Genomic DNA, 23,205 nt, shown 5'->3' on the forward strand with positions numbered 1-23,205 from the left:
GGTGGGCGGCCGGGCACGGCCGGGTGCGGCTAGGTGATGTCGTCGTAGCCGTTGCGCCGGGCGTTACCGGAGTCGTCCCCGTCGGTGAGCTCCGGCGCGGCGCTGGGCGCGCCGATGGCCTCGGGCGTGAGGTCCAGCTCGGACGCCTCGTCGTCGCTCAGGCCGAAGTCGGGGTCGGCGGCCCTGCGGCGTGCCTTGCGCCGGTCGTTGACCAGGGCGACGGCGACGGCCCCGAAGTAGAGCACGACGACCGGCCCGGCCAGGGCGAACATGCCGATCGGGTCGGTGCTGGGGGTGGCGACGGCACCGAAGACCGTGATGCCCATGATCATGGCGCGCCACCAGCCGAGCATCCGGCGTCCGGTGAGGATGCCGGTGAAGTTCAGCAGGATCAGCAGCAGCGGGAGCTCGAAGGCGAGCCCGAAGACGACGACCATGCGGGCGAGCAGGTCGAGGAAGTCGTCCAGCGGGAGGAGGTTGTTGGCCCCCTCCGGGGTGAAGCCGATGAGGACCTTGGCGCTGGTCGGGAGGATCATGTACGCGAAGTAGGCGCCACCGACGAACAGCGGTACGCCCAGGCCCACGAAGAACAGGCCGTACTTCTTCTCGTTGCGGTGCAGTCCGGGGGCGAGGAAGGCCCACAGCTGGTACAGCCAGACCGGGGTGGCCACCACCAGACCGGTCGTGAAGGAGACCTTCAGCATGATCGTGAACGGCGACAGCAGACCGTTCACGGTGAAGTAGGCACAGTCGTGGCCGTCGCCGCCCTTTTGTGAGAGGTCGGAGAGCGAGACCCCACCACAGCCGACGGAGTCCAGCACCGGCTGCATCAGGAACTTGGCGATGTCCATGTAGTAGAACATCGCGACGATCGTGACCACGCAGATCGCCAGGACCGATTTGAGCAACCGGTTGCGCAGCTCACGCAGGTGCTCGGACAGGGGCATCCGCCCCTCGGGGTCCTTCTCCTTCTTGCGGGCAGACTTGAGCACCCACGTCCTCATCTCGTGCGTCCAGTGGCGGCCGTCCGTGCCGCCTTCACGTGGCCCTGGGTCAGCGCTTGGTGGTGTCGCTCGGCTCCGACACCGGGCGCGAGCTGGTCACGTCGCCGGGCGCGGCCTGGATCGTGCGGTGGGTGGCGTCGTCCTGACCGGGGTTGGGCGGGTCGGCCGGCGCGCTCTGCTGCTGGCTGTCCGACTTCATCGCCTTCGCCTCGCTCTTGAGGATGCGGGCCGACTTGCCCAGCGAGCGGGCCATGTCCGGAAGCTTCTTCGCACCGAACAGCAGCACGACGACGACAAGGATGAGGATGATCTCGGGAGCGCCGAGCCTTCCGAACATAAGCGTCTACCTTCTCACCGAGGCGGCTGGGGGTGGGGCTGCCCGACCGGTCGGACAGGTGTCCGGCAGCCGTGCTGTCAGCGATCGTAGCGCGCGGGGGTGAACCGGAGGCAATCCCCGTGCGGACTCCGGGTTGCGGCCCTCCGCCTCGCTGCCAGGGCCACGAACTGTCAGCGTACCCCCCTTGGCTGTGACGCAGCAGAGCGCCCGTCGGCCGCCGTCCGACCGGAGAATCGGCCACGGACCGTGACCGCCGCCGACGCGGAGTGGCCCCTACCCCCGGCGCAGACCGTCGACGTGGGCCCCCAGTGGAGCCGAGGCCCGCTCCAGGTCCTCGGCGGCCCGGGTGATCCGCTGCGAGCTGTCCGAGACCTGTCGGGCCAGCCTGCGGACCTCGGCGTAGACCCGCACCGAGAGCACGGCGAGAACGGCGATTCCGCAGAAGGCGAGGGCGAGGGCGAGCATCGGCCAGAGCATGCGCCAGAGCCTAGACCGTGGAGTGCAGGCGCAGCGTACGCACCCCGCCGCCGGTGAGCAGCTCCACGATCCGCTCCCCCGCCGGCTTGCGCACCGCGGTTCCGCAGTCGGGGCAGGTGAAGGAGTAGAAGGTGGTGCGGTCGCTGGCCCCGATCGCCAGCCGCAGCGCGCCCGCGGCCAGCTCGAACCGGCCACGGCACTCCGGACAGGCTGCCTTGAACACCACCGAAGCGGCGCTCCCCCGTGCGGTCACTGCGTGTGTCCTTTCACTCACCGTACGCCGCGAGCGCCTGTCGCGCCGCGTCCCGGGCACTGTCCGCGAGCCCCTGCGGCGAGACGATCCGGCCGTCCCGGCCCAGCCGCAGGGCCAGCCGCCGCAGCGAGCCGGGGTCGGGCGCGCGCAGCGTGATCCTGAGACCGCCGTCGGGCAGCTCCTCCGCGCTGTCGTGCGGGTAGTACTCGGCGACCCAGCGCCCGCCGGGGCCGACCTCGACGACCACCTCGGGGTCCTCGGCACCGGTCTGCACCAGCCCGGTGGCCAGGTCCGACAGATCGCGCAGCTCGATCGGCGGCGGATCGGACGCCTCGTCGAGCAGCTTGATCTCGGCCACCCGGTCGAGCCGGAAGGTCCGCCGCGCCTCGGAGAGGCGGCACCAGGCCTCCATATACGTACGCCCGACGGCGAACAGCCGGATCGGGTCGACCTCGCGCTCGGTGATCTCGTCACGCGCGGGCGAGTAGTAGCGCAGCCACAGCCTGCGACGCTCGGAGATGGCGCGGTCGACCTCGGCGAAGACGCCGCCCTCCGACTCGAAGATCACCGAGAGCCGGGAGCTGGCGCCCGCCGCCTCGCCCGCCGCGGCCTCCAGCTTGGCGGTGGCCCGCAGCAGCGCGTCCCGGTCGCTCTCGCGCAGCCCGGGGAGGGTCGCGACGGCGCGGGCGGCGACCAGCAGCGCGGTGGCCTCGTCGGCGGCCAGCCGCAGCGGTTCCGCGACGTCATCGGGGTTGTGCCACCAGATCCGGTCACCGTCGGTGTCGATGTCCAGCAGATCGCCGCCGCGGAAGCTGGTGCCGCACAGCGGCAGCACATCGAGGTCGGCGATCAGCTCGTCCTCGCTGATGCCGAAGGCCCGTGCGACATCGGCGACGCGGGCGCCGGGGCGCTCGCGCAGATAGGTGACCAGGGAGAGCATCCGGCGGGTCTGGTCAATCGCGTTTCCGGCCATGGTGAAGTCGCTCCGTCCCCTCAGTCCTTGGCGACCGCGCGCAGCCGGTCCACGACATCCGCCCGCAGCTCGTCGGGCGCCAGTACGACCACGTCCGGGCCGAACTCCACGAGCCAGGCGTCCAGACCGTGCCCATAGGGGATCTCCAGCTCGTCCCAGCCGTCGCCGGCCGCCCGGGTGGACAGCGCCTTCGCCCGCAGCGGATAGCCGTGGCCGGAACGCAGCCTGATCCGGGCGGTGCCGGTGGCGGTCTCGCCCGCCCAGGTCTCCACGGTCTCCCGCACGGTGACGTGATCGGGCACCTCGGCGGTGAACGAGCCGGACCGCAGCCGGACCCGGCTGGTGATCCGGGAGAGCCGGAAGACCCGCTCGGCGGCGCGCTCACGGTCCCATCCGGCGAGGTACCAGTGACCGCGCCAGCACTCCAGGGTCCAGGGCTCGACCTGCCGCTGCTCGGGGCGCGCGGCGTTCGCCTTGCGGTAGTCGAAGACGACGGGGCGGCGGTCGCGGCAGGCGAGCATCAGCGGCTCGAAGGCGCTCTCATGGACCGGGATGCGCGGCTCCAGCGCGCCGTGTCCGGGTGTGTCGTACGGGTCCTCGGCGACCGGCATCCCGGCGGCGCGCAGCTTCTGGAGCGCGCCGCTGGCGGCGCCCGCGAGCCGGGCCTGCTGCCAGACCTTGGCGGCGAGGCCGAGCGCGGCGGCCTCCTCGGCGTCGAGGGTGATCGGCGGGAGGCGGTTGCTGTCCCGGCGGGCGAGATAGCCGATCTCGCCGTCGATGCCCTCCACCGTCTCGATGACCAGGCCGAGTTCGCGCAGATCGTCCTTGTCGCGCTCGAACATGCGATTGAACGCCTCGTCGTTGGCCGCGTCGGCCTGGAGGTACGCCTCTATGGAGCCCCGCAGCTCCCGTTTGGTCAGCGGACGCCGCGTTCCCAGCAGGCACAGGGCCAGATTCATCAGCCGCTCGGCCTTGGCAATCGCCATCGACGCCCTTTCTACGTGACCTTACGCACGTGACCGTACCGCTACCGGGACGCACGGCAAAAGCCGAGGGCCCCTGCCCGGCGGCAGGAGCCCTCGGCGCGGCGGGCGCCGGTCTCAGACGGAGACCAGGTCGCAGACGAAGATCAGGGTCTCGCCCGGCTTGATCCGGCCGCCACCGGCGCCCTGGTCCCCATAGGCGAGGTGCGGCGGAATGATCAGCTGCCGGCGGCCGCCGACCTTCATGCCCTGGAGGCCCTGGTCCCAGCCGCTGATGACCTGGCCCACACCGAGCTGGATCCGCAGCGGGGTGCCACGGTTGTAGCTCGCGTCGAACTCCTCACCGGTGCTGAAGGCGACGCCCACATAGTGGACGGCGATGTTGTCGCCGGCCTTCGCCGCGGGGCCGTCGCCCTCCCAGATGTCCTTGATCTCCAGCTCGGCCGGCGGCTCGCCGCCCGGGAAGTCGACCTCGGGCTTCTCGATGCTCACGAAATAGCTCCTTGTGATGTTGTGGGCAACCCGCACAGGCTACAGAACCGCCAGGATGTCCACGGAGAAGACCAGCGTGGAGTTGGCGGGGATGCCCTTCTGGGCCGCCTTGCCGTAGCCCAGGTCCGGGGGTACGACGATCATGACCCGGCTGCCCACCTTCTTGCCGGTCAGCCCCTGCGACCAGCCCTTGACCACCTGCTGCAGCGAGAACTGGGCGAGCTCACCGCGCTTGTAGGTGGAGTCGAACTCCTTGCCGCCGTCCCACAGCACGCCCCTGTACTGGACGAGCAGGGCGTCGGTCTTCTTGACCTCCTTGCCGTCGCCCTCGATGACGTACTCGGAGACGAGCTTCTTGGGCGCGGACTTCTTGGGGACGGTGATGGTGGGCGCCTTGCCGTCGGTGTTGGTCGACACCTTGGGCAGGTCGGGGTCGGTCTGCTCCACCTTGCTGCCCTTGGCCGAGCTCTTGGCGTCGTAGGCGTTCACGATGTCGATGACGAAGACCAGCGTGTCGGTGCCCTTGATACCGGCCTGCGGCTGGCCCTGCTTGCCGTAGGCGTACGCGGGCGGGACGGCCAGCTCCAGCCGGCTGCCCACGTTCCGGCCCAGCAGTCCCTGGTCCCAGCCCGGGAGGACCTGGCCCTGGCCGACCGGGAAGGCGGCGGTCTTCTTCTTGTCGAAGGTGTTGTCGATGGCCTTCCCGGTGTCCCAGATCTGCGCCAGATAGTTGATCTGGAGCCAGTCGCCCTTGACCGTCTTCCGGCCGTCTCCCTGGCTGATCGTCTTGACCGCCAGATGGCTCGACGGCTCACCCGTGCCCTTGGCGACCTTCGGCTTCTCACCGAACTTCTTACCGCCGGTAATGGGCGGCACCGGTCCGGAGACGATCTTGCCGCTGGGGGCCGGTGAGGGACTCTGGCTGGTCGGCTCCTGGGACGGGCTGCTCTTGTCGGACCCTGATTTTTCGTCACCGCAGCCCGCGAGCGTGAGCAGGCCCGCGGGTACGGCAAGGAGTACGGAGCGTCGGCGCACGGAGTCCTCGTTAGGTAGATCTTGTGATGGCCAATGCGCGCCACTCTACGACGTAGTACGGGCCCCGTCCGGAGAACGCACGGGGCCCGTGGCCAAGGTAAGCCGTACGCCGGTCACATGCCGGCGATGAGTTTCTCCACCCGGTCGTCGACCGAACGGAACGGGTCCTTGCACAGCACGGTGCGCTGTGCCTGGTCATTGAGCTTCAGATGCACCCAGTCGACCGTGAAATCGCGGCGCTGCTCCTGGGCCCGGCGGATGAAGTCGCCGCGCAGCCGGGCGCGGGTGGTCTGCGGTGGCACCGACTTGCCCTCGAAGATTTTCACGTCGTTGCAGACCCGGGCCGCCTGGCCGCGCTTCTCCAGCAGGTAGTAGAGGCCGCGGCGGCGGTGGATGTCGTGGTAGGCGAGGTCTATCTGGGCGATACGCGGATGCGACATGGTGATGTTGTTCTTGGCCCGGTACCGCTCGATGAGCTTGTACTTCATCACCCAGTCGATTTCGGTCTCGATCCGGTCGAGCTCCTCGGTGCGGATCGCGTCCAGGGTGCGGCCCCACAGCTCGAGGACGCGCTCGACCATGCCGGTGCGGATGCCACGGCGCTCGCAGAAGTCGACGGCCTTCTCGTAGTACTCCTGCTGCACCTCCAGGGCGGACGCCTCGCGGCCGCTGGCGAGCCGCACCTTGCGCTGCCCGGTGGTGTCATGGCTGACCTCGCGGATGGCCCGGATCGGGTTCTCCAAGGTCAGGTCGCGCATCACCGTGCCCGCCTCGATCATGCGGAGCACCAGGTCGGTGGCGCCGACCTTGAGCAGCATGGTGGTCTCGGACATGTTGGAGTCGCCCACGATGACATGCAGCCGGCGGTAGCGCTCGGCGTCGGCGTGCGGTTCATCGCGGGTGTTGATGATCGGCCGGGAGCGGGTCGTCGCGGAGCTGACGCCCTCCCAGATGTGCTCGGCGCGCTGGCTGACGCAGTAGACCGCGCCGCGCGGGGTCTGCAGGACCTTGCCCGCACCGCACAGCAGCTGCCGCGTCACCAGGAACGGAATGAGAATGTCGGCGAGCCGGGAGAACTCCCCGTGCCGCGCCACCAGATAGTTCTCGTGACAACCGTAGGAGTTGCCCGCGGAGTCGGTGTTGTTCTTGAACAGATAGACGTCGCCCGCGATTCCCTCCTCGTGCAGGCGGCGCTCCGCGTCCACGAGCAGACCCTCGAGAATGCGCTCGCCTGCCTTGTCGTGGGTGACCAGCTCGGTCACGTTGTCGCACTCGGGAGTTGCGTATTCCGGGTGCGAGCCCACGTCGAGATAGAGGCGGGCACCGTTGCGCAGGAAGACATTGCTGCTGCGGCCCCAGGAGACGACACGGCGGAAGAGGTACCGCGCCACTTCGTCAGGAGACAACCGGCGCTGTCCCCTGAATGTGCACGTGACGCCGTACTCGTTCTCCAGCCCGAAAATGCGGCGGTCCATGCCTGAACATTACGCCTGATGGCGTGGTCTGAAACCGGGTTCGACGGCATGGTTGCGATCATTTTCCTCCCCAGGTTCACCCGGGGTTCGGTGTGTGGTCGGCCGCACGACCGGACGCGGGCCCTCCAGGAGGAACCGCTGGGCGGCCAACAGCACCGCCAGCGCGGCCGCTCCACCGGCCGCCGGCACCGCGAAACCGGAGACCACTCCGCCGAACTGGACCACGGGCCCCGCCACCGCGGAGCCGAGCGCGTTGCCCACCACGAAGGTGGTCACCAGCCAGGAGAACGCCTCGGTGACCGTGCCGGACGGCGCGTGGCGGTCCACGACGACGAACGCGCAGGCCAGCGCCGGGGCCAGAAACAGGCCCGCCACCGCGGCCAGGACGGTCATCGAGGCGACGCCCGGCACCAGCATGAGCGGCAGATAGCCGAGCGCCAGCGCGGCCACGAGCAGCCGCAGCCGCCGTTCGGGCGCGCCGGGCCAGGTGCGGGCGCCGTAGCCGATGCCGCCGACCAGCGCGCCCGCGCCGAGGGCGGACAGCAGCGCGCTGGAGACCAGGCCGCCGCCGTGCTCGTCGGCGTACGCCACCGCGGCCACCGCGATCGCACCGAGGGCGAGCCCGATGAAGAAGAACGAGCCGAGCAGCACCAGCAGCCCGGGCGAGCGCAGCGCGCCCAGCCAGTGCGCCTCGCGCGGCGCGGAGCGCCACTGCCGGGACGGCCGCGAGACCACGACGGACAGCGCGCCGGCGACCCCGATGACATTGATGACCAGCAGCGCGGCCGCCTCGGACCACACGGCCACCACGAGGGTGACCAGCAGCGGACCGACGGCGAACATCACCTCCTGGGCCACCGCGTCCAGCGCGTACGCCGCGTGCACCTGGTCCTCGCGGCGCAGCACCGACGGCCACAGCGCCCGCAGCCCGCCTTCCAGCGGCGGGGTGAACAGACCGGCGACGAGCATCGCGGCGTACGCCACGGGCAGCGGTTCGAGCCCGGTGACGGCGAACAGGACCATGCCGAGCGCGGAGGCCACGGCGGCGGGGAGCATCACCCGGGGCTGGCCGAAGCGGTCCACGGCCCGGCCCAGCAGCGGCTGGCCCACCGCGTTGGCCGCGCCGTAGACGGCCGACAGCGCCCCGGCGAGGGCGTAGCTGCCGCCCTCGGAGCGGGCGAAGAGCAGCACGGCCAGGGCGGCGGTGGCGTTCGGCAGCCGCCCCAGGAGTGTGCCGACGAGCAGCCGTGCCGCGTGCGGGGTGCGCAGCAGTTCCCCGTAGCCAGCCGCCATTGCCTGCCCCTTCCTGCGGATTCCCGCGATGCGTCTCGGTTCATCGCGGGTCGTGAGGACGTTGTACGTATAACTTCCGGGGTCATACGTACCATGGCCGCCACCGCGGGTCCACTCGCGGGCCGGATCGAGCAGCCGGTGGCGACAGCACGGCGCGAAGGGGAGCGGAGGCGATGGTGGCGAGCGCGGACCACGCCCGCCCGGCGGGCGGGGCCGCCGGGAAGGGGTCCCCGGGGACCGGCCGGACGGGCGAGCCCACGCGGCGCGGGGGCCCGGCCGGCGGGGCGGCTCCGGGGCGCCCGGCGCCGGGCCGGGCGACGAACCGGGCGACGAGCCGGGACGTGGCGCGGGCGGCGGGCGTGTCGCAGGCGACCGTGTCCCTGGTGCTCGGGGAGAAGTGGTCCGGACGGGTCTCCGAGCGCACCGCCGAGGCCGTACGCGCCGCCGCCCGCGAACTGGGCTACCGCCCCAACCTCGCGGCCCGCAGCCTCCGCCTGGGCCGCACCAGAACCGCGCTCCTGGTGGTCCCCGCCCTGACCACCGAGTTCTTCGCCCGCGTCTACACGGGCGCCGAGCGGGTCGCCGCCGACCACGGCTTCGGGGTGGTGCTCTACCCCTCGCCCGAGGGCGTGGGCCCCGCCCGGGACCCGTTCGACCCGGCGCGCGCCTCGCTCGACGGGGTGATCGCCTCCTCCATGGCGGCCGACGCGCTGGCCGCCGTGCGCGGCGGCGGACTGCCACTGGTGATGCTCGACAGCGACCCGGACGACGCGGCCGCGGCGGCCACGGTCAACCTGGACATCGCGGACGGGGCGCGGCAGGCGGCGGCCCATCTGCTGGCCCTCGGACACCGCCGGGTGGCCCATCTCGCGGCGGCGGTGGACTCCTGGACGTTCCGGGTCCGCGCCCGCGCCCTGGCCGAGGCGGTGGGCGAGGTCCCGGGCGCCACCGTGTGCGCCGAACCCGCCGGGCTGAGCGTCGAGGAGGGCCGCCAGGCCGCCGAACGCGTCCTGGGCCGCCCCGGCCCCCGGCCGACCGCGCTCGTCTGCGACGACGACATCCTGGCCGCCGGCGCCTGCAAGGCGGCCCGGCGGCTGGGGCTGCGGGTCCCGGCCGACATCTCGGTGACCGGCTTCGACGACCTGGCCCTGGCCACGGCGGTGGACCCGGAACTGACCACGGTCCGACTCCCCGCGGAAGCGGTGGGCGCGGCCGGTATGCGGGCCCTGCTGACCCTCCTGGACGGCGAAACCCCCCAGGACACCACACTCCCCGTCGAACTGATCCCCAGAGCCTCCACGGCCCCACCACCAGCGAACTGACCGACGCGGGGACCGCCGCAGCGGTCCCCGCGTCGGCCACGGAACCGACCGGCGCCAGGACAGACCGGCACGGCTGACCGGCCGGGAACCACCGCCAGGTCGACCGGCGCGGGAACCACCCATGCGGTCGGCGGGCCCGGGAGCCGCCGCTGCGGTCGACCCACCCCCAGGCCGCCGCTACGGCCCCACGGCCCCGCCACCACGCACCTGACCGAAGCGGGGACGACCGCCCACGGCTGACCGGCCGCAACACCACCCCTGCGGCCGACCGGCCCAGGAACCACGGCCCCATAACGCCCGCCGCCGCCCCGGTGGCCCGGGGCGGCGGCGGCGGTGGTGGTAGCGGTGGTGGACGGTCCGCGGTGCGGGGCTCAGTCCTCGGACTCCTCGGTCCCGGAGGACTCGGACGCGGCATCCGATGCCTCCGAGTCCGCCGCGCTCGCCGCGGACTCCAGGAGCCGGGAGAGCTGGCCGCCCAGGACGCGCTTGAACTTGCGCTTCTGGGGGCGGGTGCGGTCCAGGACCGCCACCTCGAGCTGCTCGGCGGTGAGGCTGCGCTCGCCGCCGTTGTTGTCGCGGGAGAGCGAGTCGACGGCCAGCTTGAGGGCTTCGGCGAGGGTCATGCCGTCCCGGTGCCGCTGGTCGAGATAGCTGCTGATCTGGTCGGCGTTGCCACCGACGGCGACCGAGCCGTGCTCGTCCACGATGGAGCCGTCGTGCGGGAGGCGGTAGATCTGGTCGTCCTCGGGGCCCTCCCCGACCTCGGCGACGATCAGCTCGACCTCGTACGGCTTCTCGGCGGCGCTGGAGAAGATCGTGCCCAGGGTCTGGGCGTAGACATTCGCCAGCCCACGGGCCGTGACATCCTCACGGTCATAGGTATAGCCACGCAGGTCGGCGTAACGGACACCGCCGATCCGCAGATTCTCGAATTCGTTGTACTTACCGACCGCCGCGAAGGCGATCCGGTCATAGATCTCACTGACCTTGTGCAGCGCGCGGGACGGGTTCTCCGCAACGAAGACGATGCCGTCGGCGTACTGCAGCACGACCACGCTGCGGCCGCGCGCGATGCCCTTACGGGCGTATTCCGCGCGGTCGGCCATGGCCTGCTGAGGAGAAACATAGAACGGCGTCGTCACCGGCTGTCCGTCCCTTCTGTCATTGGCGAATGCATTCCGGTTGGACCGTCCTCTCAGAGCAGGCCGGCGCGGGGGCCGTCCGGCTCTTCGAGGCGCCGTTCATGGATGGCGCGGGCGAGATCGGCCACCTCTGCCTCGCTGAACCTCTTGAAACCGTCTTCGGTGATGGATGTGACGATCGGAAAAATACGGCGGGCGAGATCCGGCCCACCGGTCGCCGAATCGTCGTCGGCGGCGTCGTAGAGCGCCTGGAGCACGGCGGTCGCGGCCTGCTCCTCGGTCAGGTCATCGCGGTAGAGCTTCTTGAGCGCACCCCGGGCGAACATCGAACCCGAGCCGGTGACGGCGTAGCCGCGCTCCTCCGAACGCCCCCCGGTCACGTCGTAGGAGAAGATGCGCCCCTTCTCCCGGTCGACGTCCCACCCCGCGAAGAGCGGGACCACGGCAAGGCCCTGCATCGCCATGCCGAGGTTGCCGCGGATCATGGTCGACAGCCTGTTCGCCTTGCCCTCGAGCGAGAGCACGGTGCCCTCGACCTTCTCGAAGTGCTCCAGCTCGAGCTGGAAGAGCTTGACCATCTCCACGGCGATACCGGCGGTCCCCGCGATGCCGACGGCCGAGTACTCGTCGGTGGGGAAGACCTTCTCGATGTCGCGCTGCGCGATGACATTGCCCATCGTGGCGCGGCGGTCACCGGCGAGCACCACGCCGCCGGGGAAGGTCACCGCCACGATCGTGGTGCCGTGGGGTGCCTCGATGGCGCCCTGCACCGGGGGCAGCGGACGGTTCCCCGGAAGCAGCTCGGGCGAGTGGTCGCCCAGGAAGTCCATGAAGGAGGACGAACCCGGCGTCAGGAAGGCAGCTGGTAGACGCCCGGTGCTACGAGTGTTGGCTTCCACGCGTTTCCTTCCACGTATGTCGCAGCCCGCCTTATCACGTCGGGCTGATCCTTGAACTGCCCCAGTGCCGCGTTGCAGCTGAAGCACAGTACGCCCCGGACCCTACCCTTCTCATGGCAGTGATCCACATGTGCGGCCGGGGCAGCAAGGCATATACAGCAGACGCCTTGCTGCTCGGCAACCAGCGCGTCTGACTCCGCTGGCGTGAGGCCGTACCTGCGCTTGAAATAGCTGACCCGGTTCCGCTCTGCCCTGCACGCGCAGCAATAGCTCGCCCAGCCGTCCGACGAGGACTTGTTGCGCTCCCATTCGGAGTGCGGCTTCACCTCTTCGCACTGCGGACACCGTTCGCGTCCAGGCGGGGCCGGAGCCTTCTTACGGACCTTCTTCCCCTTGGCCTCCTGGCGTTGCCGGTAGTACTCGGCAGCGCACTCCCGGCAGTACGCCTGGAGGCCATCGGGCATGGACGTGTTGCTTGCGAAGGCAGCGCACGGCAGATACTGCTTGCAGCGCGAACAGCGCCTCGCTTCCGTCTCTTCCATCACTCCGAGCAATCTCGCGACTTCACCTTGCAATCCAAGGCAAAATCACTCTCCGCCCTTCTGAACAAAGGACCTCACGAAATCCTCTGCGTTCTCCTCCAAGACGTCGTCGATCTCGTCCAGCACGGAGTCGACGTCGTCGGAGAGCTTCTCCTGCCGCTCCTTGAGGTCCTCCGCGGCCTGCGCGTCCTGCGCCTGCTCCTCGACCTCCTCGGTCGAGCGCGACGCCTTCTGCTGCCCGCCGCCGGTGTCCTTGGTCGCCATATCCCTCACCCCGCTCGGTTCGCCCGCTGATTCGATCGGTCTCAAGATCAGACCCTACAAGCCGGGTCCGACATCGGCCTCCCACTCGCTACAACGCGCGGAGGCCACCTCGATGATTCCCGGCCCGGGGGCATTTCAGCCGCCCGAAAGCACCCGCACCAGGTCCTCCGCCGTGCGGCAGCGGTCCAGCAACTCCTTGACGTGGTTGCGGGTGCCGCGCAGCGGCTCCAGCGTGGGGACCCGTTGCAGAGAGTCACGGCCCGGCAGGTCGAAGATCACCGAGTCCCAGGAGGCCGCGGCGACGTCGTCGGCGTACTGCTCCAGGCAGCGGCCGCGGAAGTAGGCGCGGGTGTCCTCCGGGGGCTTGTTCTGGGCCCGTGCGACGTCCTGGTCGTCCAGCAGCCGCTTCATCTTGCCGCGGGCCACCAGCCGGTTGTACAGGCCCTTGTCGGGGCGTACGTCGGCGTACTGGAGGTCCACCAGATGGAGCCGGGCCGCGTCCCACTCCAGGGCGTCGCGCCGGCGGTAGCCCTCCATCAGCTCCCGCTTGGCGATCCAGTCCAGCTCGCCGGACAGGCTCATGGGGTCGCGCTCCAGCCGGTTCAGCACGTCCTCCCAGCGGGTCAGGACGTCCCGGGTCTGCTCGTCGGCGTCCGCGCCGAAGCGGTCCTCGACATATTTGCGGGCCAGCTCGAAGTACTCCATCTGGAGCTGCACCGCGGTCAGCGTACGGCCGCTGCGCAGGGTGACGAGACGGCGCAGAGTGGGGTCGTGCGAGACCTGGTGCAGGGTGCGCACCGGCTGGTCCACCGCGAGGTCCACGGCGATGAAGCCGTCCTCGATCATCGACAGCACCAGGGAGGTGGTGCCGAGCTTGAGGTAGGTCGACAGCTCGGAGAGGTTGGCGTCCCCGATGATCACATGCAGCCGGCGGTACTTCTCGGCGTCGGCGTGCGGCTCGTCCCGGGTGTTGATGATCGGGCGCTTGAGCGTGGTCTCCAGACCGACCTCGACCTCGAAGTAGTCGGCCCGCTGGCTGATCTGGAAGCCGTGCTCATGGCCGTCCTGGCCGATGCCGACGCGTCCGGCGCCCGCGACGACCTGGCGGGAGACGAAGAAGGGCGTCAGATGGCGCACGATGTCCGAGAAGGCGGTCTCCCGCTTCATCAGGTAGTTCTCATGCGTGCCGTAGGAGGCGCCCTTGTTGTCGGTGTTGTTCTTGTAGAGGTGGATGGGCTGGCCGCCGGGCAGCTCCGCGGCGCGCAGCGCGGCCTCGGCCATGATGCGCTCACCCGCCTTGTCCCAGAGCACCGCGTCCCGGGGGTTGGTGACCTCGGGGGCGGAGTATTCGGGGTGGGCATGGTCCACATAGAGCCGTGCGCCGTTGGTGAGGATCACGTTGGCCAGGCCGATGTCCTCGTCCGTGAGCTGGCTGGCGTCCGCGGACTCGCGCGCGAGGTCGAAGCCGCGGGCGTCCCGCAGTGGGTTCTCCTCCTCGAAGTCCCAGCGGGCGCGGCGCGCCCGGTGCATCGCCGCCGCGTAGGCGTTGACGACCTGGGACGAGGTGAGCATGGCATTGGCATTCGGGTGCCCGGGGACGGAGATTCCGTACTCCGTCTCGATTCCCATTACGCGCCGTACGGTCATGCGGCCCTCCTTGCCCGGCGCCGCCCCCGGCTGGGGTCGGCACTCAAGTACCGCTGCGTTTCCGGTCCGTGTGCGGCCCCCGATCCCCCATGCCGCGCGTGTGCGGTACCGAAGAGCCTAGAACGGCCAAGCGGTGCTGCGGAGATCATTTCAGTCATTGCTCCGGTCGGGCTCGTAGGACTCATACGAAGAATGCGGTCCGAAAAGCGCATCCGGCTGCGGATGCCCCGTCCAGGACATCCGCAGCCGGACCGCGGTGTTACAGGTACTGACCGGTGTTCGCCACCGTGTCGATGGAGCGTCCGGTGTCCGCGCCCTGCTTTCCGGTGACCAGGGTGCGGATGTAGACGATCCGCTCGCCCTTCTTACCGGAGATCCGGGCCCAGTCGTCCGGATTCGTGGTGTTGGGCAGGTCCTCGTTCTCCTTGAACTCGTCCACGCACGCGGCGAGCAGGTGGGAGACGCGAAGGCCCTTCTGGTTGTGGTCCAGGAAGTCCTTGATCGCCATCTTCTTGGCGCGGTCCACGATGTTCTGGATCATGGCGCCGGAGTTGAAGTCCTTGAAGTAGAGGACTTCCTTGTCGCCATTGGCGTAGGTGACCTCCAGGAAGCGGTTCTCCTCGGACTCGGTGTACATCTGCTCGACCACCGACTGGATCATCCCGCCGATCGCGGCCTTGGGCGACCCGCCGTGCTCGGAGAGGTCGTCCGTGTGGATCGGCAGGGACTCCGTCAGGTACTTCGAGAAGATGTCCTTGGCGGCCTCGGCGTCCGGACGCTCGATCTTGATCTTCACATCGAGGCGGCCGGGGCGCAGGATCGCCGGGTCGATCATGTCCTCACGGTTGGAGGCGCCGATGACGATCACATTCTCCAGGCCCTCCACACCGTCGATCTCGGAGAGCAGCTGCGGGACGATGGTGTTCTCCACGTCCGAGCTGACCCCGGAGCCACGGGTGCGGAAGAGCGAGTCCATCTCGTCGAAGAAGACGATGACGGGTGTGCCCTCGCTGGCCTTCTCCCGGGCCCGCTGGAAGACCAGCCGGATGTGCCGCTCCGTCTCGCCGACGTACTTGTTGAGCAGCTCGGGGCCCTTGATGTTGAGGAAGAAGCTCTTCCCCGCGGGCTTCCCGGTCACCTCGGCGACCTTCTTGGCAAGGGAGTTGGCCACGGCCTTGGCGATCAGCGTCTTGCCGCAGCCGGGCGGGCCGTACAGCAGCACGCCCTTGGGCGGCCGCAGTTCGTGCTCCTTGAAGAGGTCGGGGTAGAGATAGGGGAGCTCGACCGCGTCGCGGATCAGCTCGATCTGGTTTCCCAGACCGCCGATCTTGTTGTAGTCGATGTCCGGAACCTCTTCGAGGACGAGCTCTTCGACCTCGCTCTTCGGGACGACCTCGTAGACGTAGCCGGACCGGGGCTCGAGCAGCAGGGCGTCACCGGGGCGGATGGTGGTGTGCAGCAGCGGCTCGGCCAGCCGCACCACCCGCTCCTCGTCGGTGTGCCCGATCACCAGGGCGCGCTCGCCGTCCTCAAGGACCTCCTTGAGGGTGACGATGTCCCCGGCGCGCTCGAACTCCATGGCCTCGACCACATTGAGCGCCTCGTTGAGCATGACCTCCTGGCCGCGCTTGAGGTCGTCGAGCTCGACACTTGGGCTGACATTCACGCGGAGTTTACGACCACCGGTGAAGATGTCGGCGGTACCGTCCTCGTTCGCCTGCAGAAAGGCACCGAATCCGGCCGGCGGCTGCGCGAGCCGGTCGACCTCCTCCTTGAGGGCCACGATCTGGTCGCGGGCCTCACGGAGTGTGTTCGCGAGCCGCTCGTTCTGTGCGGACACTCCCGCCAGATTGGTCTGCAGCTCGACGATCCGCTCTTCGAGAATCCTCGTATGACGCGGAGAGTCGGCGAGCTTGCGGCGCAGGACGGCGATTTCCTGCTCGAGATAGGCAACCTGGCCGGCAGGGTCGTCAGACCCCCGCCCCGGCCGGATGCCGCGGTTGATGTCGTCGTCGTGGGCTGCCACGGTCCTCACCTCCTCCAAGGGGAGCTGGACGCTTCCTGACCCTACCTGGGCCGGTGCGGGTTGAAACCCCTAGATCACAAACCCGGTCGGCGTGTGTCCGATCTTCACCCTTGCGCACTCCCTCACGCCAGGTGAATACCCACCCAACAACATCGGAAAGCGACCGGTTGTATCGTCGACACGGTCAACACCCGTCAGGGTTGGCGATATTTAGACAATGTTGAATGGCGTATCGAAGGAACAGCAGGGGGCACACCGTGCGGAACGAGGAGCTCGGCGATCTTGAAGTCTGGATCGACCAGGATCTGTGCACCGGCGATGGCATCTGCGCCCAGTACGCTCCCGAGGTCTTCGAACTCGACATCGACGGTCTAGCCTACGTCAAGAGCGCCGATGATGAGCTGCTCCAGGACAAGGGCGCGACCACACCGGTCCCCCTGGCGCTGCTGACCGAGGTCAGGGATTCCGCCAAGGAGTGCCCCGGCGACTGCATCCATGTACGGCGCGTCACCGACCGGGTCGAGGTCTACGGCCCGGACGCGGAGTGACGCCCCGCGAGTAACCGCTCACACACTCCCCGGCACCGGCAGTGCCTTCAGTACGAACTTGCCGTCCCGCCACTGCCAGTTGACCTTGCGCTGGCGATCCGGACAGCAGCGCGGGACATCGGCCGACGAGTATCCCAGCAGGGTGGCCGAAACCGTCTTTCCGCGCACCGCGAAATCGCGGACGCTCATCCCTTCCTTCGGGTCGACGAACGTGGCCACCACACGGGGCGCGGCGCCCGCGCGGGCCGGCTGGGAGAGCACATACACGCCGCTGGGCGGGGTACCGAAGGCGGAGGGGCAGCGCACCACGGCGACGGTCTCGGGCCGCCCGTCCCCGTCCAGGTCCGCCGAGGCCCGGTCGGTGACATCGGGCCTGGAGCGCCCGCAGTCCACCGGGTAGTCCGCGGCGCGGGGGTCGGGGGCCTGTCCGGCCGGAAGGCCGCCGGTCCGGGGGGCGGAGACGGCGGCGGACGTGGTGGCCTTGGCGCCGGTGGGCTCGAGGACCGAGGCCCCGGCGATGACGGCGGCCACGGCGGCCGCGGTCGCGACCCAATGCACCGGACGGGGACGGGTGTGCGCGAGATCCGGGCCCAGAGGCTGCACGCGGGATGACTCCATGTGAGGGCTGCGGCGGGAGATGCCCCGCATCGTGCCACATTTCACAGCGGCGCGGCCACCGTTCCCGCACGGGGAGTCCGGTGGCCGCGCCGAGCCGTCACGGCGGTGTGTGGTGCCGGTGTCCGGCGGGTGGCCGTCAGGCCGTCAGGCGTCGCCGGAGGGGGCGTCCGGGCCGCTGGATGCGCCCTGAGCGCCTCCTGGGGCGTCCGTGGCGCCGGTGCCCTTGGGGGTGTCCTTCGCCGTCCCCCAGCCCACGTAGTCCTCGCCGTAGGCCCCCTTGGCGGGCCTGCGGCGGCGCATCGGGGGTTCCACGCCGTCCGCGAGACGGCGAGCGGTGAGCAGGAAGCCGGTGTGGCCGATCATGCGGTGGTCGGGCCGCACCGCGAGGCCCTCGACGTGCCAGGTGCGCACCATGGTCTCCCAGGCGGACGGCTCGTTGAAGGTGCCGTGCTCGCGGATCGCCTCCACGGTGCGGGCGAGCTGGGTGGTGGTGGCGACGTACGCGCACAGGATGCCGCCGGGGACGAGCGCCTTGGACACCGGCTCCAGGCACTCCCAGGGGGCGAGCATGTCCAGGATCACGCGGTCCACGTCGGTGTCGCTGAGGTTGTCCTGGAGGTCGCCGACGGTGAGCCGCCAGGCGGGGTGCGGGGCGCCGAAGTAGCGCTCCACGTTCTGGGCGGCGATCTCGGCGAAGTCGGCCCGGCGCTCGTAGGAGTGCAGCATGCCCTGGTCGCCGATGGCCCGCAGCAGGAAGGTGGAGAGCGAGCCGGAGCCGACGCCCGCCTCGACGACGCGTGCGCCGGGGAAGATGTCGGCCATCGCCAGGATCTGCCCCGCGTCCTTGGGGTAGACCACGGCGGCACCGCGTGGCATGGACAGAACATAGTCGGGGAGCAGGGGACGCAGCGCGAGGTACGCGACGTTTCCCGTGGTACGCACGACGGTTCCCTCGGGGGCGCCGATCAGCTCGTCATGAGGGAAGGACCCCTTGTGGGTGTGGAAATTCTTCCCGGCCTCGAGCGTGAAGGTGTAGTGGCGTCCCTTGGGGTCGGTGAGCTGGACCTGGTCCCCGACCTGGAAGGGCCCGCGACGGCGGGCGGCACCGGTCGGTTCGGACATGTGAACAGCCTACCGGGCGCTTCCCCGTGCCCGGACCACGCCCGGGGACCGGCCTCACGGCCTCAGCCCGAGGGCGTCCTGGCCATGGCCGCCACGAAGGCGCGCTCGACATCGGCCGTGGAGAGCACCCCGTAGACCTCGCCGGTCTCCTCGACCACCAGGTACTCGGTGGCCGGGGTGGCCCGCAGGGTGTCCAGCAGCTCCTCGCCGGTGAGCTCGGCGGAGACCCGCATACCGTCCTTGAGGTCCTGGGCGAGACCGCTGACCGCGACCCAGGGGCGGCGGTGCTCGGGGACGCCCACGATGGCCGCCTCGCGCACCACGGCGGTCGGCGTGCCGTGGCCGTCCACCACGACCAGGGCGCGGGCCCCGGCCTCGTTCGCCCGGCGCAGCGCCTCCGAGAGCGGGGTGTCGGCCGCCACGGGGACGGCGCGCCGGGTGAGCGTACGGGCGCGCAGGTCCGGCAGCCGCTCCCGCAGCCGGGCCATGCGCAGGCTGTTGCCCGCGCCGGTCCAGATGATCGCGGCGAGTATGGCGGCCAGCAGCGCGTCGGTGAGCGAGTCGACACTGCCGAAGCTCTGCGGCTCCTCGCCGAGCCCGCCCGCCTGGGTGAGCAGCGGCAGCCCGACGAGCACCGCGACGGCGAGCGCGCGGCCGCTCCAGGCGGCGGCGACGGTGCCGGTCATCGGCCGGCCGCTGAGCTTCCACACCACGGCGCGCAGCATCCGCCCGCCGTCCAGCGGCAGGCCGGGGAGCAGGTTGAACACGGCCACGATCAGGTTGGAGATCATCAGCCCGGCGAGCAGCACCCCGGGCACCGTGCCGGGCTCCACGAGCAGCATGCCCAGGTAGAACAGGCCCGAGAGGACCAGGGAGAGCAGCGGGCCGACGAAGGCGAGCACGAACTCCCGGCCGGGAGTCTCGGTCTCCTTCTCGATCTCCGAGACGCCGCCGAAGAACTGGAGCTGGATCCGGCGCACCGGCAGCTTGAAGCGGAGCGCGGCCACGGTGTGGGCGAGCTCGTGCACCAGGACGGAGGCGTAGAAGGCCACCGCGAAGAAGAGCGAGACCAGATACCGGGCGGCGCCGAGCTCGGGCAGCACCCGGTCCAGCTGACCGCCGAAGACCCAGGTGATGAGGGCTGCGACCAGGAACCAGCTGGGCGAGACGTACACGGGCACGCCGAACGGCCGGCCCATGAGAAACCCGCCGCCCACCTCGCGTGGGCGCGGCTGTTTGCCGTCCTCGGGCTCGGTCGCGCGGTCCGATTCCCCGTTGTCGGACTGCCGCTGCCCGCTGTTGTCCACGGTGTCCCCTCGTCGGATGCTCGGTCGCACCCCTCTTTTGATACGGTCCCCACGATCATGCAGTGCGAGGGGCTCGGACGTCGATGGTATGCGTCCGGCTGTCGGTGGCGGGTCGTAGGGTCTTCGCCATGGGAACCACCACCGGAGCCACCGCCGGGAAGGCCGAACCGGCGGACGGACCACGGAAGTCCGCCCGCGCCGCCTCGTTGTCACCGTCACGGGCGGCCGATTTCATGCGGTGCCCGCTGCTGTACCGCTTCCGAGTGATCGACAAGCTGCCGGAGAAGCCCAGCGCGGCGGCCACCCGCGGCACGGTGGTCCACGCGGTGCTGGAGCGGCTCTTCGACGCGCCGGCCGCCGAGCGCACCGCGCCGCGGGCGCGGGCGATGGTGCCGCGGGAGTGGGAGCGGCTGCTGGCGGCCAAGCCGGAGCTGGCGGAGCTGTTCCAGGAGGAGGGCGGCGGCCCGGCGCCGGAGCGGCTGGCCGAGTGGCTGGCGGGGGCCGAGGCGCTGGTGGAGCAGTGGTTCTCGCTGGAGGATCCGGCCCGTCTGGAGCCCGCGGAGCGGGAGCTGTTCGTGGAGACGGAGCTGGAGTCCGGGCTGACGCTGCGCGGGATCATCGACCGGATCGACATCGCTCCGACAGGTGATGTACGGATCGTGGACTACAAGACGGGAAAGGCCCCCGCTCCGCAGTACGCGGGCGAGGCCCTGTTCCAGATGAAGTTCTACGCCTTGGTGCTGTGGCGGCTGCGCGGGGTGATCCCGCGCCGGCTCCAGCTGGTCTATCTGGGCAGCGGCGATGTGCTGACGTACGACCCGGACGAACGGGATCTGCGGGCGGTGGAGCGCAAGGTGCTGGCCCTGTGGGAGGCGATCCGGCTGGCCACCGAGACGGGTGCCTTCGTCCCGCGGCAGACCAGGCTCTGCGGCTGGTGCGACCACCAGGCCCACTGCCCGGAGTTCGGGGGCACGCCGCCGCCGTACCCGTTGGCGGTGGTCCCTGTTCAGTCCGGGCCGTCCGGGCAGTCCGGCAGAATGGACGCGGTCTAGCGAAGGAGTTCCCCGTGGCGATCCGTGTCCTACTGGTCGATGACCAACCGCTGCTGCGCACCGGCTTCCGGATGATCCTGGAGGCGGAGCAGGATCTGGCGGTCGTCGGCGAGGCGGGGGACGGTCTCCAGGCGCTCGACCAGGTGCGGGCGCTCCAGCCCGATGTGGTGCTGATGGACATCCGGATGCCGCGGATGGACGGCGTGGAGGCGACCCGTCAGATCACCGGTCCGGGGCGGGACGGCCCGGCCAAGGTGCTGGTGCTGACCACCTTCGATCTGGACGAGTACGTGGTGGAGGCGCTGCGCGCCGGGGCCAGCGGCTTCCTGTTGAAGGACGCGCCCGCCACCGAGCTGGTGCAGGCCATCCGCGTGGTGGCGGCGGGCGAGGCGATGCTGGCGCCCAGCATCACCCGCAGGCTGCTCGACAAGTACGCCGGACACCTGCCGTCGGGCGAGGAGCCGGTGCCGGACACCCTGCACACGCTGACCGAGCGCGAGGTCGAGGTGCTGAAGCTGGTGGCCCGGGGGCTGTCCAACGCGGAGATCGCCGCGGATCTGTTCGTCAGCGAGACCACGGTCAAGACGCATGTGGGCCATGTGCTGACCAAGCTGGGGCTGCGCGACCGGGTGCAGGCCGCCGTCTACGCGTACGAGAGCGGGCTGGTCCGCCCCGGCGCGCAGTAGCGGCGCCGGGGCGGGACGGCCCCGGTTCGGGTCAGCCGTCGGACGACGTGCCGACCTCCCAGAAGCGGAAGACCGTCGAGGAGTCGAGGGTCCACTGCAACCCGGTGATGTCGTGCTGGGCCACCGCGTACTGCTTGCCCTGCCACAGCGGCAGCATCGGCACCTCGTCGGCGACGATGTCCTGGATCCGCTGGAAGGCGCCGACCGTGGCCTCCCGGCTGGGCTGCTCGGCGGTGGCGGGGATGAGCTGCGCGGTCAGCCGTGGCGAGGTGTAGTGGTTGGACAGGACGTTGCCGGCGCCGAAGAACGGGGCGACGAAGTTGTCCGGATCCGGGTAGTCGGGCACCCAGCCCTTCACATAGACGCCGTACTTCCCGTCGGCGACGCCCTTCTCGTACGCGGCGACGTCCACGCTCCGCACATCGACGTCGAACAGCCCGCTGGCGTTGAGCTGCTTGGCGATCTCGCGCAGGCCCGGGAGGGTGCCGGGGCCGTAGCGGATCGGGGTGCCCCACAGCGTCAGCTCGACCTTGCCGGTGATCCCCTCCTCGCGCAGGGCCTGCTTGGCCTTACCGGGCTGCGGCTGGTCGCCGTACTTGTCGTAGAAGGCGGTGTTGTGGCCGGTGATACCGGCCGGGACGACCGAGTACAGCGGTTCGGCGGTGCGCTTGTAGACGTCCCGCACCAGGGTGGAGCGGTCGATGAGGTAGGCCATGGCCTTGCGCACTCCGAGCTTGCCCGCCACCGGGTCCTTCATGTTGAAGACCAGGTGCTGGACCTCGGCGCCGGTGCCCTCGACCACGTTCAGGTCCTTGCCGCCGCCGAGGCTTCGTGCCTGGAGGTCGGCGAGGTCCCGCATGGCGAGCCCGCGATAGGCGAGGTCCACATCGCCCTGCTGGACGGCGGACTTCAGCCGCTCCTGCCGGCCGTGGAAGAACTTCATGGTCATTCCGGAGTTCTTCGGCCGGGCGGGCCCCCGGTAGCCGTCGTTGAGGGAGAAGTCCGCCTCGTCCTTGGTGAAGGAGTCCAGCTTGTAGACGCCGGAGCCGACGGCCGTGTGGTCGGTGCGCAGCTTGTCGGCGGGGTATTCGCGGTGGTCGACGATGGAGCCGGCGCCGGAGGCGATCTTCTGCGGGAAGGTCGCGTCGGCGTGGGTCAGATGGAAGACGACGGTCCGCTTGTCCGGGGTGTCGATGCTCCCGATGGAGGTGAGCATCAGCGCCGGACCGTTCTCGTCGTTGATCCGCTTGGTGCGCTCGAAGGAGAACTTGACGTCCTCGGAGGTGAGCGGATGGCCGTCGGAGAACGTCAGGTCGTTCTTCAGGGTGCAGGTGTAGACCCGGCTGGCGTTGTCCTCGAAGGCGCACCTCTCCGCCGCCTCCGGCTGCGGAGAGGTGCTGCCCTTCGGGAAGCTCAGCAGGGACTGGAAGACGTTGTTGAACAGCAGCCAGGAGCCCGGGTCGTAGCCGGAGGCCGGGTCGGTGGCGAGCACGTCGTCCGACATCCCCATGACCACGTGCTCGCCGCTGCCCGCGGCGTCGTCGTCCGCACTGCCGCATCCGGTGAGCAGGGCGGCGGCCAGTCCTGCCCCGAGGGGAGCTGCCAGCCACTGATCACGTTTCCTCAACGGTGGTCCTCACACATTCGTCGTTCTGGTACGTGCCCCCCTTGGTGTGCCCCCGCCCTCCTGTGCCGCCCCCCTTGTGCC

24 protein-coding genes are annotated in these 23,205 nt (G+C 70.1%); 4 read left to right on the forward strand and 20 right to left on the reverse strand.

Features of this window, described 5'->3' with window-relative positions:
- Positions 1-29 precede the first annotated feature (29 nt).
- The 10 genes from tatC to N6H00_RS08880 all read right to left on the reverse strand — a co-directional run bounded on the left by tatC (position 30) and on the right by N6H00_RS08880 (position 8,322).
- Entirely contained in the window at positions 30-992 is a 963-nt protein-coding gene (gene tatC, locus N6H00_RS08835) for a twin-arginine translocase subunit TatC (RefSeq protein ID WP_268971031.1), read from the reverse strand.
- A gap of 61 nt (positions 993-1,053) precedes the next feature.
- The gene (tatA, locus tag N6H00_RS08840; RefSeq protein WP_268971032.1) at positions 1,054-1,341 is read right to left on the reverse strand and encodes a Sec-independent protein translocase subunit TatA; all 288 of its coding nucleotides are present in this window, start codon (positions 1,339-1,341) and stop codon (positions 1,054-1,056) included.
- A gap of 273 nt (positions 1,342-1,614) precedes the next feature.
- The gene (locus tag N6H00_RS08845; RefSeq protein ID WP_268971033.1) at positions 1,615-1,818 is read right to left on the reverse strand and encodes a hypothetical protein; all 204 of its coding nucleotides are present in this window, start codon (positions 1,816-1,818) and stop codon (positions 1,615-1,617) included.
- A 10-nt stretch (positions 1,819-1,828) separates the two neighbouring features.
- Positions 1,829-2,071 (reverse strand): hypothetical protein, encoded by a 243-nt coding sequence (locus tag N6H00_RS08850; RefSeq protein ID WP_268971034.1) that lies wholly within the window; start codon positions 2,069-2,071, stop codon positions 1,829-1,831.
- 13 nt (positions 2,072-2,084) lie between these two features.
- Complete coding sequence (locus N6H00_RS08855) at positions 2,085-3,044, reverse strand: helix-turn-helix transcriptional regulator (RefSeq protein ID WP_268971035.1); 960 nt, start codon at positions 3,042-3,044, stop codon at positions 2,085-2,087.
- A 20-nt stretch (positions 3,045-3,064) separates the two neighbouring features.
- The gene (locus N6H00_RS08860; protein WP_268971036.1) at positions 3,065-4,030 is read right to left on the reverse strand and encodes a helix-turn-helix transcriptional regulator; all 966 of its coding nucleotides are present in this window, start codon (positions 4,028-4,030) and stop codon (positions 3,065-3,067) included.
- 114 nt (positions 4,031-4,144) lie between these two features.
- Positions 4,145-4,519 (reverse strand): FKBP-type peptidyl-prolyl cis-trans isomerase, encoded by a 375-nt coding sequence (locus N6H00_RS08865; RefSeq protein ID WP_268971037.1) that lies wholly within the window; start codon positions 4,517-4,519, stop codon positions 4,145-4,147.
- A gap of 39 nt (positions 4,520-4,558) precedes the next feature.
- Positions 4,559-5,554 carry an FKBP-type peptidyl-prolyl cis-trans isomerase gene (locus N6H00_RS08870; RefSeq protein WP_268971038.1) on the reverse strand — a complete coding sequence of 332 codons (996 nt, stop codon included), beginning with the start codon at positions 5,552-5,554 and terminating at the stop codon, positions 4,559-4,561.
- Between the two features lie 113 nt (positions 5,555-5,667).
- Positions 5,668-7,029, reverse strand: a complete 1,362-nt coding sequence (gene pafA / locus N6H00_RS08875; RefSeq protein ID WP_268971039.1) for a Pup--protein ligase — start codon at positions 7,027-7,029, stop codon at positions 5,668-5,670.
- 9 nt (positions 7,030-7,038) lie between these two features.
- The gene (locus N6H00_RS08880; RefSeq protein WP_268971040.1) at positions 7,039-8,322 is read right to left on the reverse strand and encodes an MFS transporter; all 1,284 of its coding nucleotides are present in this window, start codon (positions 8,320-8,322) and stop codon (positions 7,039-7,041) included.
- A gap of 341 nt (positions 8,323-8,663) precedes the next feature.
- On the opposite strand from N6H00_RS08880, the gene N6H00_RS08885 reads away from it, so the two are divergent.
- Complete coding sequence (locus N6H00_RS08885; RefSeq protein ID WP_268976883.1) at positions 8,664-9,644, forward strand: LacI family DNA-binding transcriptional regulator; 981 nt, start codon at positions 8,664-8,666, stop codon at positions 9,642-9,644.
- A gap of 371 nt (positions 9,645-10,015) precedes the next feature.
- Here N6H00_RS08885 and prcA read toward each other — a convergent pair whose 3' ends face one another.
- From prcA to arc, 6 genes are all read right to left on the reverse strand, one after another.
- Positions 10,016-10,786 (reverse strand): proteasome subunit alpha, encoded by a 771-nt coding sequence (prcA, locus tag N6H00_RS08890; RefSeq protein WP_268971041.1) that lies wholly within the window; start codon positions 10,784-10,786, stop codon positions 10,016-10,018.
- 53 nt (positions 10,787-10,839) lie between these two features.
- On the reverse strand, positions 10,840-11,685 hold the full coding sequence (gene prcB, locus N6H00_RS08895) for a proteasome subunit beta (RefSeq protein ID WP_268971042.1): 846 nt from the start codon (positions 11,683-11,685) through the stop codon (positions 10,840-10,842).
- Entirely contained in the window at positions 11,637-12,227 is a 591-nt protein-coding gene (locus N6H00_RS08900) for an endonuclease VII domain-containing protein (RefSeq protein ID WP_268971043.1), read from the reverse strand. The genes prcB and N6H00_RS08900 overlap by 49 nt, the downstream gene beginning before the upstream one ends.
- Before the next feature lie 45 nt (positions 12,228-12,272).
- Positions 12,273-12,491 carry a ubiquitin-like protein Pup gene (locus N6H00_RS08905; protein ID WP_030839228.1) on the reverse strand — a complete coding sequence of 73 codons (219 nt, stop codon included), beginning with the start codon at positions 12,489-12,491 and terminating at the stop codon, positions 12,273-12,275.
- A 135-nt stretch (positions 12,492-12,626) separates the two neighbouring features.
- Positions 12,627-14,138: a depupylase/deamidase Dop gene (gene dop / locus N6H00_RS08910; RefSeq protein ID WP_268971044.1), complete on the reverse strand. Its 1,512-nt coding sequence runs from the start codon at positions 14,136-14,138 to the stop codon at positions 12,627-12,629.
- Between the two features lie 259 nt (positions 14,139-14,397).
- On the reverse strand, positions 14,398-16,164 hold the full coding sequence (gene arc, locus N6H00_RS08915) for a proteasome ATPase (protein WP_268971045.1): 1,767 nt from the start codon (positions 16,162-16,164) through the stop codon (positions 14,398-14,400).
- 224 nt (positions 16,165-16,388) lie between these two features.
- Here arc and N6H00_RS08920 point away from each other — a divergent pair, with 224 nt between their 5' ends.
- On the forward strand, positions 16,389-16,712 hold the full coding sequence (locus N6H00_RS08920) for a ferredoxin (protein ID WP_268971046.1): 324 nt from the start codon (positions 16,389-16,391) through the stop codon (positions 16,710-16,712).
- Positions 16,713-16,730: 18 nt separating this feature from the next.
- Here N6H00_RS08920 and N6H00_RS08925 read toward each other — a convergent pair whose 3' ends face one another.
- The 3 genes from N6H00_RS08925 to N6H00_RS08935 all read right to left on the reverse strand — a co-directional run bounded on the left by N6H00_RS08925 (position 16,731) and on the right by N6H00_RS08935 (position 19,759).
- A complete protein-coding gene (locus N6H00_RS08925) occupies positions 16,731-17,360 on the reverse strand; it encodes a hypothetical protein (RefSeq protein ID WP_443072917.1) in 630 nt (209 codons plus the stop codon).
- Positions 17,361-17,474: 114 nt separating this feature from the next.
- Positions 17,475-18,452, reverse strand: a complete 978-nt coding sequence (locus N6H00_RS08930; RefSeq protein ID WP_268971048.1) for a tRNA (adenine-N1)-methyltransferase — start codon at positions 18,450-18,452, stop codon at positions 17,475-17,477.
- A 62-nt stretch (positions 18,453-18,514) separates the two neighbouring features.
- Positions 18,515-19,759 carry a site-2 protease family protein gene (locus tag N6H00_RS08935; protein WP_268976884.1) on the reverse strand — a complete coding sequence of 415 codons (1,245 nt, stop codon included), beginning with the start codon at positions 19,757-19,759 and terminating at the stop codon, positions 18,515-18,517.
- A 128-nt stretch (positions 19,760-19,887) separates the two neighbouring features.
- On the opposite strand from N6H00_RS08935, the gene N6H00_RS08940 reads away from it, so the two are divergent.
- Together N6H00_RS08940 and N6H00_RS08945 are read left to right on the forward strand one after the other, a co-directional pair.
- The gene (locus N6H00_RS08940) at positions 19,888-20,811 is read left to right on the forward strand and encodes a RecB family exonuclease (RefSeq protein WP_268971049.1); all 924 of its coding nucleotides are present in this window, start codon (positions 19,888-19,890) and stop codon (positions 20,809-20,811) included.
- A gap of 14 nt (positions 20,812-20,825) precedes the next feature.
- The gene (locus N6H00_RS08945; RefSeq protein ID WP_009719179.1) at positions 20,826-21,497 is read left to right on the forward strand and encodes a response regulator; all 672 of its coding nucleotides are present in this window, start codon (positions 20,826-20,828) and stop codon (positions 21,495-21,497) included.
- A gap of 31 nt (positions 21,498-21,528) precedes the next feature.
- On the opposite strand, the gene N6H00_RS08950 is transcribed toward N6H00_RS08945, so the two are convergent.
- Positions 21,529-23,124 (reverse strand): ABC transporter substrate-binding protein, encoded by a 1,596-nt coding sequence (locus N6H00_RS08950; protein ID WP_268971050.1) that lies wholly within the window; start codon positions 23,122-23,124, stop codon positions 21,529-21,531.
- Positions 23,125-23,205 lie beyond the last annotated feature (81 nt).

The organism is Streptomyces sp. S465, assembly GCF_026898115.1.
Lineage (GTDB): Bacteria > Actinomycetota > Actinomycetes > Streptomycetales > Streptomycetaceae > Streptomyces > Streptomyces luomodiensis.

Bases quoted from the DNA above. Each gene is read 5' to 3' on its own strand.
- tatA (WP_268971032.1), bottom strand. From the start codon at position 1,341: ATGTTCGGAAGGCTCGGCGCTCCCGAGATCATCCTCATCCTTGTCGTC.
- N6H00_RS08845 (WP_268971033.1), bottom strand. From the start codon at position 1,818: ATGCTCTGGCCGATGCTCGCCCTCGCCCTCGCCTTCTGCGGAATCGCC.
- N6H00_RS08855 (WP_268971035.1), bottom strand. From the start codon at position 3,044: ATGGCCGGAAACGCGATTGACCAGACCCGCCGGATGCTCTCCCTGGTC.
- N6H00_RS08860 (WP_268971036.1), bottom strand. From the start codon at position 4,030: ATGGCGATTGCCAAGGCCGAGCGGCTGATGAATCTGGCCCTGTGCCTG.
- pafA (WP_268971039.1), bottom strand. From the start codon at position 7,029: ATGGACCGCCGCATTTTCGGGCTGGAGAACGAGTACGGCGTCACGTGC.
- N6H00_RS08880 (WP_268971040.1), bottom strand. From the start codon at position 8,322: ATGGCGGCTGGCTACGGGGAACTGCTGCGCACCCCGCACGCGGCACGG.
- N6H00_RS08900 (WP_268971043.1), bottom strand. From the start codon at position 12,227: ATGGAAGAGACGGAAGCGAGGCGCTGTTCGCGCTGCAAGCAGTATCTG.
- N6H00_RS08905 (WP_030839228.1), bottom strand. From the start codon at position 12,491: ATGGCGACCAAGGACACCGGCGGCGGGCAGCAGAAGGCGTCGCGCTCG.
- dop (WP_268971044.1), bottom strand. From the start codon at position 14,138: ATGACCGTACGGCGCGTAATGGGAATCGAGACGGAGTACGGAATCTCC.
- N6H00_RS08920 (WP_268971046.1), top strand. From the start codon at position 16,389: ATGGCGTATCGAAGGAACAGCAGGGGGCACACCGTGCGGAACGAGGAG.
- N6H00_RS08925 (WP_443072917.1), bottom strand. From the start codon at position 17,360: ATGCGGGGCATCTCCCGCCGCAGCCCTCACATGGAGTCATCCCGCGTG.
- N6H00_RS08930 (WP_268971048.1), bottom strand. From the start codon at position 18,452: ATGTCCGAACCGACCGGTGCCGCCCGCCGTCGCGGGCCCTTCCAGGTC.
- N6H00_RS08940 (WP_268971049.1), top strand. From the start codon at position 19,888: ATGGGAACCACCACCGGAGCCACCGCCGGGAAGGCCGAACCGGCGGAC.